The following is a 13016-nucleotide window of genomic DNA, read 5'->3' as shown; positions in this document are numbered from 1 at the left end:
GGTGTTCGAGCCCTGACGGCGGCTTGGGGGGGGAGCGGGAGAGTTGCTTCACTTTTTTCCCTCCTCAACTACGTAGTTGAGGAGGGAAAAAAGTAAGGCATCGCCCCGGGGAGCGACACCGGGCCGCCTGACCGCCGGGCCGCCTGACCGCCGGGCCGCCTGACCGCCGGGCCGCCGTACGACGGCGCCGGGTGGGCAGGCAGCGCCGGGGTCAGGCGAGGGTGGCGCGCAGGGTCACGATCTCGAAGGGGCGCAGAGTCAGCGCCACGGGATCGGCATCGTGCCAGCCGGACTCGCCGAGGTCACGCTCGAGCAGGTCCGTCCGCCACACCGACGCCACGTCGGCGCCGAACGCGACGGTGGTCGTCGCGCGAGCCCCCTGAGCCTCGTAGAGCCGCACCACGATGTCGCCGGAGCGGTCTTCGGCGAGCTTCACCGACTCGATGAAGACGCTCGACGATGAGACGGACGCGAGGGGCTCGACCACGCACCCCGGGGCTCCGGCGACCGTGCGGACCGGGAGGTTCAGCCGGTAGCCGGTGCCGGCGGCCGAGAGGACGTCGGGCGCGACGCTCAGCACGGTCTGGAGCGTGTGCTCACCCTGGTCGGCGTGCGGGTCGGGGAACTCGGGGGCGCGCAGCAGTGACTCGCGCACCAGCGTGGTCGTGCCGCCGTCGTCTCGCGTCGACCGCGAGATGTCGTGCCCGTAGGTCGATCCGTTGGCGACGGCCGCCCCGAAGCCGGGCTCGCCGACGTGCACCCACCGGTGGGCGATGGTCTCGAACCGGGCGTGATCCCACGACGTGTTCACGTAGGTCGGTCGGGTGAGGTGGCCGAACTGGATCTCGGAGGCCGCGTAGTCGCAACGCAGATCGAGCGGGAAGGCGAGCTTGAGCAGCTTCTCGTGCTCGTGCCAGTCGACGTGGGTCTCGATCCGGAGCTCGTCCGCACCCTCGTCGAGTCGGTACCGCTGGGTGAACGTCGAGTCGCCGAACGAGTGACGCACGACGAGCGCGTCGTCGACGACCTCGACCGAGTCGGGCTGCCGAAGCTCGGTGACGGTGCGTCGGTAGTCGCGATCGATGTCCCACGCGTCCCACTGGTTCGGGGTGTCGCGGAACACCTGCAGGAGCCCGGCCACCTCGCCCGGGGCGACGAGGTCGCGGCCCGTCGTCGCGTCGACGAACGAGACGAGGAGGCCGGCCTCATCGAAACGGGCCGTCACGACCCCGTTGTCGAGCGAGAAGCCGGACGATTCGGCGACGGGAGCGACCCGCCCGGTCGGGATGGCCGGCCCAGCGGCGAGAGCACCGACGCCCGAGGAGGGAACCGGCGCGCCGTTGAAGACGATCGGTGTGTCGCCCGAGCCCGCGAGGGCCTGCTGGGCCGACCGGATGATCTCGTCGAGCTCGGCCTCGACCGCAGCGTAGTTCGCCTCCGCCTGCTGGTAGACCCAGGCGATCGACGACCCGGGCAGGATGTCGTGGAACTGCTGCAGCAGCACCGTCTGCCAGATCGACGTGAGCCGGTCGTAGGGGTAGTCGACGAGACCCCGCGAGGCCGCGGTGGCGCTCCAGAGCTCGGCTTCGCGGAGGAGGTGCTCGCTGCGCCGATTGCCGAGCTTGGTGTTCGCCTGCGTCGTGTACGTGCCGCGATGCAGCTCGAGGTACATCTCGTTCGACCAGACCGCAGGATTCGGCAGGGTCGCCTTCGCCTCGTCGAAGAACGCCTTGGGAGTCCCGAGCGTCACGCGAGGAGACCCCTCGAGGTCGTGCGTGCGGTGAGCCGCACCGAGCATCTCGCGGGTGGGCCCGCCGCCGCCGTCGCCGTAGCCGAACAGGCCGATCGACACGTTCGCCGAGCCCTTCTCGGCGTACTGGCGCTGCGACTTGGCGAGGTCGGAACCCGAGAGGTCGGAGTTGTACGTGTCGTTCGGCGGGAAGTGCGTGAAGATGCGCGTGCCGTCGATCCCCTCCCAGAGGAAGGTGTGGTGCGGCATCCGGTTGGTGTCGTTCCACGAGATCTTCTGAGTGAGGAAGCTGTCGGCCCCGACGCCTCGCGCGATCTGGGGCATCGCTGCCGTGTAGCCGAACGAGTCGGGCAGCCACACCTCGCGCGGCTGGTACCCGAACTCGCGCTCGAAGAATCCCTGGCCCTGCACGAACTGGCGGACGAGCGCCTCACCACCGGGCATGTTCGTGTCGCTCTCGACCCACATGCCGCCGACCGGAACGAAGCGCCCCTCGGCCACTCGCTCGCGGATGCGCTCGAACAGCTCGGGGTAGAACTCCTTGATCCAGGCGAACTGCTGGGCGCTGGAGCAGGCGAAGACGAACTCGGGGTCGCGGTCCATCAGCTCGAGCACGTTCGAGAAGGTGCGGGCGCACTTGCGCACGGTCTCGCGCGTCGGCCAGAGCCAGGCGGAGTCGATGTGGGCGTGCCCGACGGCAGTGATCGAGTGGGCGCTCGCGTAGGCGGGCGAGGCGAGCACGCCGGCGAGGGCGTCGCGCCCGGCGGACGCCGTACCGGCGACGTCGTCGGGATCGACCGCGTCGCACATCCGCTCCAGGGCAGCGAGGATCTCGGCCCGGCGCGGCAGGGCGGCATCGAGCTCGCGCATCAACCCGACGAGACTCCACGTGTCGAGCTCGAGCTCGGCCACGACCAGGTCGCGCTCGACGAGATCGACGCGACGGAGCGTGTAGATCGGCTCGCTGCCGGCCGTCGCCTTGTCGCCCATCGGGGTCGGCACGTAGAAGTAGTTGCCGCCGACGTCGGGGTTCGATGCCGCCTCGATGTAGAGGTCGATCGTTCCGCCGGCCGACACGTCGAGGGTCACCGACGAGTTGAGCGGCTCGAGGGCCTTGACGATCGAGCCGTCGGGGCGCCAGACCAGGCCCTCGGCCTGGAAGCCGGGCTGACGGGCGCTGAAGCCGAGGTCGACGGCGAGCTCGAGCGCGACGCCCGGTCCGCCCCAGCCTGCGGGCACCGCGCCGGTGACGTGGAACCAGGTCGTGCCCCACGGCTTGCTCCACGCCGTGCCGACCTCGAACGGCGTGAACTCCTGCCCGACGGCCTCGGCGAACGGCACCGGCTCGTCGGGGACCTCCCACGCCTCGATCGACAGCGGCAGGCTTCGCCGCTCGATCGCGGGGAGGATTCTCTCCCGGACGAAGCGGTCGACGCGGACTTCGGCGTGCTGCGTGGTGTCGTGCATGGCATTAACTCAATCCGATGGAGTAAGTCGGTGTCAAGCGAATTCGGCGTGCTGTGGAGAACCGTTCAGACCGAGATGAGCATCGCCGAGGGGCGCGGCGAGAAGGCGTGGTCGAGCACGAGGCAGGCGGCGCCCACGGCGGCGACGTCCTCGCCGATGCGCGATGTCTCGAACGACAGCGAGCGCCGCGAGACACGTGCCGGCGACGACTCGACCGCCCACGGCAGGGCGGCGAGGAGGGCGTCGCCGATGTCGTCCCAGAACGGGCCGCCGAACACGAACTCGTCCACGTCGAGGAGGTTCGCGATCACGACGAGTGCCCGGGCGAGGCGGTGGGCGGCAGAGCGCAGGATGCGGACCGCGGCTTCGTCCTCGGCTCCTGCGCTCGCCGCGAGCTCGTGCAGCGCGTTCCCCACGGCTGTCATGTCGGGCGGGTGCGCACTCGCCCCGGGTACCGGCGACACGACGCCGGCCGCCGCGGCCTCGCGCACGAGCGACCGCGGCGTGATGAGGTCGCCGACGCAGCCCCGGCGCCCGCAGACGCACTCGGGGCCGTCGGGGTCGACCGTGATGTGACCGGCGTCGCCGGCGTTCGACGTGGCTCCGCGGATCACCTCGCGACCGACGACGAGACCGATGCCGAAGCCGGTCCCGTAGTAGACGAATGCGAAGTCGGAGCGGCTCGGGCCCCGGGCGAACCAGAGCTCGGCGACCGCGGCGGCGGTGACGTCCTTCTCGAGGAGCACGGGGAGGCCCGTCGCCTCGCTGAGGGCTGCACGCAGGGGAACGCTCTGCCAGCCGTCGAGCATGGGCGGGTCGAGGACGGTGCCCGCCTCGGCGTCGATGGGGCCCGGTGAGGCGATGCCGACGCCGATGACCAGGCCGGGGTCGACGCCGGAGTCGTCGACGAGGGAGCGGATGGCGTGCGCCATGAGCCGGATGACGGCGGCCGGCTCCTGCGCGGACGGGGTCCGCGTGCGCGAGTGGGCGATCACGGACCCGCGCAGGTCGAGCACGACGTAGGTGATGACGGCGGGGTCGATGTGGACGCCGACCGCGAAGCCGCCCTGACCGCGCAGCTGCAGGATCGTGCGGGGCTTGCCGCGCCCGACGGACACCGTGCCGGTCTCGTCGACGAGCCGCTCGTCGAGCAGGCGCCGCGTCACGTTCCCGACCGTCTGGGCGCTGAGCCCCGTGTTCTCGGCGATCTCGGTGCGGCTCAGGCCCTCGGGCGACCGGCGGACGGCGTCGAGCACGACCGCCTGGTTGTAGCCGCCGATCGCCGGCAGATTGGTGCCCGTGCGCATGCGGCCTCCCATCACGTGTCGTGCATCGTCGATCGATGCACTCGAACCCTATCCGTCACCGTTTCCTCGGCGTCTCCGAAGAGTTCTCCACAGGTCTTTGTGCCCCCTGCCCAGACTCCGCCGCAGGGGCTAGCCTGGCCCACATGAACGACCTCCGCCTCGAAGAGCTGTCGGCGTCGACCGCCGTCGCAGCCAACTCGCTGACCCTCAAGCCGGGTCAAGAGCAGTACCTGGCGCCGGTCTCGTACTCCATGTCACTGGCGTACATGAGTCCGTCCGCCGCCTGGCCGCGCGTGGTGCTCGACGGCGACGAGGTCGTCGGGTTCATCATGGGCAGCTTCGACCCCGACACCGACAAGGACGAACTGCGCAGCTGCATCTGGCGCATCAACGTGTCCGCCGACGCGCAGGGTCGCGGCATCGGCCGGTTCGCCGTCCACGCTCTCGCCGACGAGGCCAGATCGCGCGGCTTCGAGCGGCTGACCGTCATGTACGAGCCCGGCGACGACGGGCCCGAGGCGTTCTTCCTCCACATCGGCTTCGAGGTGATCGGCGAGACCGACTACGGCGAGCACCTGGCAGCCCTCAGCCTCGCTCCCGGCGCCTCCGCCGCCGAGCAGTCGGCGAGCGACCCCGTCGGTGCCTGAGAGCCCGGCCCGGCCCGGTCCCGAGGTCGACGGCGGGTCTCCCGATCCCGACGACTGGTTCTCGCGCGTCCTCGAGGTCGTCGAGTCGATCCCCGAGGGCCGCGTCATGACGTACGGCGGCGTGGCCGCGGCACTCGGCTCGCGGTCTTCGCGCGGCGTCGGCAAGGTGATGGCGCACGCGGGCGGCGAGGTCGCCTGGTGGCGAGTCGTCCGCGCCTCCGGTCACCCCGCGGCCGGCCACGAGCAGCGCGCGCTCGAGATGTACCGGGTCGAGGGCACGCCGCTGGTCTGGTCGCGCGCCGGCACGTGGCGCGTCGACCTCGGCCGGGCCGCCTGGACGGGTTAGCAGGCGAGGACGACTACACGGCGGCAGCGGCCGGCGCGCACTCCGAGAGGGTCGGGATCACGGCCACGCCGGGCAGGATGTAGTCGTGCGGCCCCTCGGCGAGAGCCGCCTCCGGCAGAGCCCCGGTCAGCACTCCGACGGCGATCGCGCCCGCGTTGCGCGCGGCCTGCAGGTCGACGATGGTGTCACCGGCCGCGAGAACGCCGGCCACGGAGACGACCCCGGTGAGCTCCATGGCGTGGTGGATCATGTACGGCGCGGGGCGGCCGGCCACGACGTCGGAGGTGGTGACGACCGCGTCGAGCACCACGCGGGCTCCTGCGTCGACGCCCCAGCCGAGCGAGGTCAGCAGACCCGACGTGACCTCGCGGTCGAATCCGGTGGTCAGCGCGACCTTGATGCCGCGTGACCGCAGCGTCGCGATGGCCTCCTCGACCCCGGCGAACGGCGTCGGGGGAGTGTCGACGTAGGCCTGCGCCAGATACGCCTTGAACGTGTCGAAGCAGTCGTCAACGAGCGAAGGCGTGGCGTCGACACCGCCGAGGGGGAGGAGGGCCGTGATGGCGGACACCTTGTCGGTGCCCATCCAGGTCTGCAGGTCGGTCGGGTCGACCGTCGCGCCGGCGCCGGTCACCGCCGCCTCGAGGGCCCGGTAGACGACGCCCCCGTCGTCGATCGTCGTTCCCGCCATGTCGAAGACTGCCAAGTCGATCATGGTCAGAAGCGTAGAGGCGGGCGCCGGAGCCGACGAACCGTCCGCGTGAACCTGCGACGACTGGTCGCCGACTGTTGGCGAACCATTCACCGAAGTCGAGTGTCCCCGTAACGGGGGACGGCAAACATGGCCCCGATCGGCCCGCGGATCCCCCTGTCCGGCACCACGGACCACCGGCGGCGATCAGGAGGAACACACAGTGAAGAAGAACCGCATCGTCGCCGGCCTGGCGTTCGCCGCGGCGGTCGCCGTCGTGCTGACCGGCTGCTCGTCGAACTCGACCGCCGGCTCGTCGAGCACCAGCTCGGTCACCAAGGCCCAGGCCGCTAAGGCCACCAGCGTCAAGGACTTCGGCGGCATGAGCGGCCTCGTCGCCGCGGCCAACGCCGAGGGTCACCTCAACGTCATCACCCTTCCGCCGTCGTGGGCGAACTACGGCAAGATCATCGCCGGCTTCGAGAAGAAGTACCCGAAGATCAAGATCACCTCGGCCAACCCGAACGGCTCCTCGGCCGACGAGGTCGCCGCAGCGAAGTCGCTCAAGGGCCAGTCGACCGCTCCCGACGTCTTCGACATCGGCACCGCCGTCCTCGACCAGAACCTCGACCTGATGGCGAAGTACAAGGTCTCCAACTGGTCGGACATCCCCGCCGACTTCAAGGACGCCGACGGCACCTGGTACTACGACTACACCGGCCTCATGTCGGTCGGCTACGACTCGAGCGTCATCAAGACCAAGCCGACCTCGATCACCGACCTGCTCGACTCCTCGTACAAGAACAAGGTCTCGATCAAGGGCGACCCGACGCAGGCCAACGAGGCCGCCTCGGCCGTCTACCTCGCCGCTCTCGGCAACGGCGGTTCCGCCGACAACATCCAGCCCGGCATCGACTTCTTCAAGGAGCTCAAGTCCAAGGGCAACTTCAACTCGACCCTGCCCACGCAGGCGACGGTGAACTCGGGTGAGACCCCGGTCGTCATCCAGTGGTCGTACAACAACCTCGCGTGGGGCCCGGCTGCAGGATCGGCCGGAAACCCGAACTGGAAGACGGTCGTCCTGCCCGGAACCGCCCTCGGCTCGTACTACAACCAGGCGATCAACGCCGACGCGCCGGACCCGGCCGCGGCTCGCCTCTGGGAGGAGTACATCTACAGCCCCGCCGTTCAGAACCTCTACCTCGCCTCGGGCGCCTACCCGGCCACCCTCGCCGCGATGGAGAAGAACGGCACCGTCGACAAGGCGACGCTCGCCAAGGTGGGCGCGGCTCCGAAGGACTTCGTCCAGCTGACCGCCGACCAGGCCTCCAAGGCTGCGACGCTCCTCACCGCCGGCTGGGCCAAGGCCGTTCAGTAACACCCTCCTGACCGGTCACCCGAGAAGAAAACACTCATGACGACACAGACGATCAAGGGCACGCCCACCGCCTCGGCGGACGCGGCTGTGTCGTCGACGGTGTCGCGAGGCGCCGGGGCTGCGAAGCCCCGGCGCCTCAGCGCCGCCTGGCTCGGCTTCACGCCGTTCGCCGCCTACGTGGTCCTGTTCCTCGCGATCCCCGCGGTCATCGCGGTCGCGAGCGGCTTCTTCAGCGAGAGCGGGGCGTTCACGCTCGCGAACCTGAAGGCGCTGACGGACTCGACCATCATCAACAACTTCACCGGATCGCTCCTGGTGTCCGCCATCAGCGCGATCCTCGGCGCGGTCATCGGCGCCCTGGTCTGCTTCGCCCTCCTGGGCACAAAGGCCGAGGGGCTCCTCCGCACCGCGATCGACGCCGCCTCCAGCGTGCTCGCCCAGTTCGGCGGCGTCATGCTCGCCTTCGCGTTCATCGCCACGATCGGCTTCCAGGGCTTCGTGACGCTGTTCCTCAAGAACACGTTCGGCTTCGACATCAACGCCAACGGCGCCCTGCTGTACAAGGTCCCCGGCCTGATCATCCCCTACACCTACTTCGACGTGCCGCTGATGGTCCTCACCTTCATGCCCGCGATGGAGGGCCTCAAGGCCACGTGGGGCGAGGCCGCGGCCACGCTCGGCGCCACGCGCTTCCACTACTGGACCAGGATCGCCATGCCGGTCCTCACCCCCGCTTTCGCCGGCAGCGTCCTGCTGCTCTTCGCGAACTCGTTCTCGTCGTTCGCCACCGCGGCGGCGCTCCTCAGCCAGGGCGGCATCGTGCCGCTCGCCATCAAGCAGCAGCTCACGAGCGAGACGATCGTCGGCGTCGCCAACACGGCCGGCGTCCTCGCCCTCGGGATGCTCGTCATCATGGTGATCATCATGTTCTTCTACTCGCTGCTCCAGCGGCGTGCGGCGAGGTGGCAGCGATGAGCGCCGTCCCCGTCACCTCGGTCTCGGTCGAGCCCACCTCGGAGCCGAAGAACCCGGCCCCGCGCCGCGGCAAGACGCCCCGCTTCGGCGCCGAGCCCAGCCGGGCCGCCCGCTACATCATCCTCATCGTCGTCGGCCTGGTCTTCCTCGTGCCGCTGGCCGCGATGTTCGAGTTCTCGCTGCGCACCTCGGGCAAGGTCGGCGTCTACAACTTCGACCACTACGTCTCGATCTTCCACACCGACCCGGCGACCGGAATCGACTACTCGCCGCTGTTCCAGGGCATCGTCAACTCGCTGATCATCTGCGTCATCACGGTGGCGCTCATGATGCTGATCCTGCTCCCGACGATGCTGCTGGTGGAACTGCGGTACCCGCGCGTGCGTCGCGTGCTCGAGTTCATCTGCATCCTGCCAATCACGATCCCCTCGATCGTGCTGGTCGTCGGCTTCGTGCCGGTGTACCAGAAGGTCGCCGCCATCTTCGGCAGCGACCCGTGGACCCTCGCCTTCGCCGTCGGCATCATCGTGCTGCCCTACGCCTACCGTCCGATCGCGACGAACATCGCCGCGTTCGACCTGGTCACCCTGAGCGAGGCCGCGCGTTCGCTCGGCGGCAACTGGCTCGTCGTCATCTGGCGCGTGATCCTGCCGAACATGCGCCGTGGTGTCGTCTCGGCGATCTTCCTCACGGTCGCCGTGGTCCTCGGCGAGTACACGATCGCGTCGTTCCTCAGCCAGAACACGTTCCAGACGGCGCTGCTGCTCATCAGCCAGACGGACCCGTACGTGGCCGTCATCTTCGCGCTGGCCGCCCTGGTCTTCGCCTTCATCCTGCTGGTGCTGATCGGCCGCTTCGGCGCGATCGACCCCGGCGCCCGCGAGGCCTCGCGCGCCCGCCGCGCCGCCAAGGCCGCCGCTCGCGGCGCCGGCACCGGCACCGCCACCCCCTCGTCCCGCGACAGCAGCACCCCCGCAAGGAGCGCCTCATGACCTCGACCAGCCCCGCCCCCATCCTCGAGCGCGTCGGCGAGGGCGCGACCGTTGAACTGATCGACGTCGTCAAGGAGTACGGCACCTCGCGCGCCCTGAACTCGCTCAGCCTCACCCTGCAGCCCGGCGAGTTCGTCGCCCTGCTCGGGCCGTCCGGCTGCGGCAAGACCACGGCGCTCCGCTCGCTGGCCGGCCTCGAGCAGATCACCTCGGGCTCGATCCGCATCGACGGCGGCGACGTCGCGACCGTGCCGGTCAACCGCCGCGACATCGGCATGGTGTTCCAGCAGTACTCGCTCTTCCCGCACATGACCGTGCAGCAAAACGTCGAGTTCGGGCTGCAGATGCGCAAGGTCGACGCCGCCACCCGCCGCAGGCGCGCCATCGAGGCGCTCGAGATGGTCAGCCTCGATCACCTGGCGGCACGGTATGCCCACCAGCTCTCGGGCGGACAGCAGCAGCGCGTCGCCCTGGCGAGGGCCCTCGTGACCCGGCCCCGTGTGCTCCTGCTCGACGAGCCCCTCTCGGCGCTCGACGCGAAGGTGCGCGTGCAGCTCCGCGAGGAGATCCGCCGCATCCAGACCGAGCTCGGCATCACGACGCTGTTCGTCACCCACGACCAGGAGGAGGCGCTCGCCGTCGCCGACCGCGTCGCCGTCATGCGTGCCGGCGAGATCGAGCAGATCGGCACCCCCGAAGAGCTCTACCTCACGCCCGCCACCTCGTTCGTGGCCGACTTCGTCGGTGTCAGCAACAGGATGCGCGGCACGCTCTCGGGCGGGACCATCACGGTGCGCGGCGCGAAGCTCCCCTCGATCGACCCCACGCTGCCCGATGGCGAGGTGCTGGCCTACGTCCGCCCGGAGGACATCGTCTTCGTCGAGCCGACGTCGCCGGAGGCCGCCACGGCGATCCACGGGACCGTGGCGTCGACGAGCTTCCTCGGCTCGCTCCGTCGCACGACGGTCCGTCTCACCGACGACGACACGATCGTGTCGGTGCAGCACTCGGTCGAGCAGCAGTTCCTCTTCGGCGACACCGTGGCGCTGCGCCTGACCGGTCGGCCGGTCGCGTCGGCGCCTGCTCCGGCCTGACGCAATAGGGTGGGGGCGACGCCAGCGACGCCGATCGGCGGCTGGTGGAGCCCACTCTCGGGCAGACAATGTATCTTGATATCGAGATACATCGAAGTTCGCAGACCGAAGGAGTCGTCACGCCTATGAGCAAGATCATCTACACCTTGACCGACGAGGCACCCAGGCTGGCGACGTACTCGTTCCTGCCGATCATCGAGGCCTACGCGGCGAAGGCCGGGGTCGACGTCGAGACCCGCGACATCTCGCTGGCCGGCCGGATCCTGGCGCAGTTCCCCGACCGCCTCACGGCCGAGCAATTCACGCCCGACGCCCTCGCCGAACTGGGCGAGCTGGCCGAGGAGCCCGAGGGCAACATCATCAAGCTGCCGAACATCTCGGCCTCCGTGCCTCAGCTCAAGGCCGCGATCGCCGAGCTGCGCTCGCAGGGCTTCGACCTGCCCGACTACCCGGACGAGCCGTCGACCGACGACGAGAAGGACGTCCGCGCTCGCTACGACCGGGTCAAGGGCTCCGCCGTCAACCCGGTGCTCCGTCAGGGCAACTCCGACCGTCGCGCGCCCGCCTCGGTCAAGGCCTACGCGAAGAAGCACCCGCACCGCATGGGCGCCTGGTCGTCCGACTCGAAGACCGAGGTCGTGACGATGGGCGTCGACGACTTCCGCTCGAGCGAGAAGAGCACCATCGTCCCCTCCGACGGCACCGTCTCGATCGAGTTCTTCGGCGACGACGGCACGCACACCGTGCTCCGCCCGTCGGTCGCCGTCAAGGAGGGCGAGGTCATCGACGCCACCGCGATGCGCGTCGGTCCGCTCCGCGAGTTCCTCAAGGCTCAGATGGCCGCCGCCCAGGAGAAGGGCGTGTTGTTCTCCGTGCACCTCAAGGCGACGATGATGAAGGTCTCCGACCCGATCATCTTCGGCCACGTCATCCGGGCCTACTTCGACGACGTGTTCGAGAAGTACGGCGCCGATCTGGCCGCCGCGGGCCTCAACCCGAACGACGGTCTCGGCGCGATCCTGTCGGGCCTCGACGCGCTGCCGAACGGCGCGGAGATCCGCGCGGCCTTCGACGAGGGGCTGAAGACCGGCCCCGAGCTGGCCATGGTCGACTCCGACAAGGGCATCACGAACCTCCACGTGCCGAGCGACGTCATCGTCGACGCGTCGATGCCCGCGATGATCCGCACCTCGGGCCACATGTGGGGCGCCGACGGGCAGGAGCACGACACGCTCGCCGTGATCCCCGACTCCAGCTACGCCGGCATCTACCAGGCCACGATCGCCGACTGCAAGGCGAACGGTGCGTTCGACCCCACCACGATGGGCACCGTGCCGAACGTCGGCCTCATGGCGCAGGCGGCCGAAGAGTACGGCTCGCACGACAAGACGTTCCAGGCTCCCGGCACCGGCGAGATCCGCGTGCTCGCCGCCGACGGCTCGACGCTGCTCGAGCACCAGGTGCAGACCGGCGACATCTGGCGCATGTGCCAGACGAAGGACGCCGCGATCCGCGACTGGGTCAAGCTCGCCGTCACGCGCGCCCGCGCCACCGGTGCCCCCGCCGTCTTCTGGCTCGACGAGACGCGCGCCCACGACGCCACCCTCATCGGCCTCGTGAAGCAGTACCTGGGCGACTACGACACCGACGGCCTCACCCTCGAGATCCTCTCGCCGGTCGAGGCGATCGAGTACTCGCTCGAGCGCATCCGCCGCGGCGAAGACACCATCTCGGTCACCGGCAACGTGCTGCGCGACTACCTGACCGACCTGTTCCCGATCATGGAGCTCGGCACGAGCGCCAAGATGCTCTCGATCGTGCCCCTGCTCAACGGCGGCGGCCTCTTCGAGACCGGCGCCGGCGGCTCGGCCCCGAAGCACGTGCAGCAGCTCGTGAACGAGGACTACCTGCGCTGGGACAGCCTAGGCGAGTTCCTCGCGCTCGCGGCCAGCTTCGAGCACCTCGCGGTCTCGACCGACAACGCCCGCGCGCAGATCCTCGCCGACACGCTCGACCGCGCCACCGCGACGTTCCTCGACGAGAACAAGTCGCCGTCGCGCTCGGTCGGCTCGATCGACAACCGCGGCAGCCACTACTACCTCGCGCTCTACTGGGCGCAGGAGCTCGCGGCACAGTCGGCCGACTCCTCGCTCGCCGCTGACTTCGCCTCCCTCGCGGCGGCGCTGTCCGACGGAGAAGAGACGATCACGGCCGAGCTCATCGCACCCCAGGGGCACCCGGTCGACATTGGCGGGTACTACCGCCCGGACGACGCGAAGGCGAGCGCGGTCATGCGTCCGTCGGCGACGCTGAACGAGGCTCTCGCGGCCCTGTAGCGTTCGGCGCGCCTCGGCTCCTGCGGGCTGGGG

The 13016-nt window shown here is 69.8% G+C and carries 10 protein-coding genes; 7 read left to right on the top strand and 3 right to left on the bottom strand.

What is annotated here, in order from left to right:
- Window positions 1-211: 211 nt before the first annotated feature.
- Both C8E83_RS12750 and C8E83_RS12745 read right to left on the bottom strand, forming a co-directional pair.
- Window positions 212-3217, bottom strand: coding sequence for an alpha-mannosidase (locus tag C8E83_RS12750; protein ID WP_121370243.1), 3006 nt, complete (start codon window positions 3215-3217; stop codon window positions 212-214).
- 65 nt (window positions 3218-3282) lie between these two features.
- Window positions 3283-4524 carry an ROK family transcriptional regulator gene (locus C8E83_RS12745; protein WP_121371896.1) on the bottom strand — a complete coding sequence of 414 codons (1242 nt, stop codon included), beginning with the start codon at window positions 4522-4524 and terminating at the stop codon, window positions 3283-3285.
- 143 nt (window positions 4525-4667) lie between these two features.
- On the opposite strand from C8E83_RS12745, the gene C8E83_RS12740 reads away from it, so the two are divergent.
- Both C8E83_RS12740 and C8E83_RS12735 read left to right on the top strand, forming a co-directional pair.
- Entirely contained in the window at window positions 4668-5171 is a 504-nt protein-coding gene (locus tag C8E83_RS12740) for a GNAT family N-acetyltransferase (protein ID WP_121370242.1), read from the top strand.
- On the top strand, window positions 5164-5517 hold the full coding sequence (locus C8E83_RS12735) for an MGMT family protein (protein ID WP_245981667.1): 354 nt from the start codon (window positions 5164-5166) through the stop codon (window positions 5515-5517). Before C8E83_RS12740 ends, C8E83_RS12735 begins: the two co-directional genes overlap by 8 nt.
- Before the next feature lie 13 nt (window positions 5518-5530).
- Here the strand turns inward: C8E83_RS12735 and C8E83_RS12730 are convergent, their stop codons facing one another.
- The gene (locus C8E83_RS12730) at window positions 5531-6232 is read right to left on the bottom strand and encodes a phosphonatase-like hydrolase (protein WP_121370241.1); all 702 of its coding nucleotides are present in this window, start codon (window positions 6230-6232) and stop codon (window positions 5531-5533) included.
- 199 nt (window positions 6233-6431) lie between these two features.
- Between C8E83_RS12730 and C8E83_RS12725 the strand changes: the two genes are divergently transcribed.
- The 5 genes from C8E83_RS12725 to C8E83_RS12705 all read left to right on the top strand — a co-directional run bounded on the left by C8E83_RS12725 (window position 6432) and on the right by C8E83_RS12705 (window position 12983).
- Window positions 6432-7586, top strand: coding sequence for an ABC transporter substrate-binding protein (locus C8E83_RS12725; protein ID WP_121370240.1), 1155 nt, complete (start codon window positions 6432-6434; stop codon window positions 7584-7586).
- Between the two features lie 36 nt (window positions 7587-7622).
- Complete coding sequence (locus tag C8E83_RS12720) at window positions 7623-8561, top strand: ABC transporter permease (RefSeq protein ID WP_121370239.1); 939 nt, start codon at window positions 7623-7625, stop codon at window positions 8559-8561.
- On the top strand, window positions 8558-9553 hold the full coding sequence (locus C8E83_RS12715; protein ID WP_121370238.1) for an ABC transporter permease: 996 nt from the start codon (window positions 8558-8560) through the stop codon (window positions 9551-9553). Before C8E83_RS12720 ends, C8E83_RS12715 begins: the two co-directional genes overlap by 4 nt.
- Window positions 9550-10647, top strand: a complete 1098-nt coding sequence (locus tag C8E83_RS12710) for an ABC transporter ATP-binding protein (RefSeq protein ID WP_121370237.1) — start codon at window positions 9550-9552, stop codon at window positions 10645-10647. The genes C8E83_RS12715 and C8E83_RS12710 overlap by 4 nt, the downstream gene beginning before the upstream one ends.
- 125 nt (window positions 10648-10772) lie before the next feature.
- Window positions 10773-12983, top strand: a complete 2211-nt coding sequence (locus C8E83_RS12705; protein WP_121370236.1) for an NADP-dependent isocitrate dehydrogenase — start codon at window positions 10773-10775, stop codon at window positions 12981-12983.
- Window positions 12984-13016: the final 33 nt, after the last annotated feature.

It is taken from the genome of Frondihabitans australicus (assembly GCF_003634555.1).
Lineage (GTDB): Bacteria > Actinomycetota > Actinomycetes > Actinomycetales > Microbacteriaceae > Frondihabitans > Frondihabitans australicus.
This window is presented reverse-complemented; position numbering and strand designations above follow the sequence as displayed.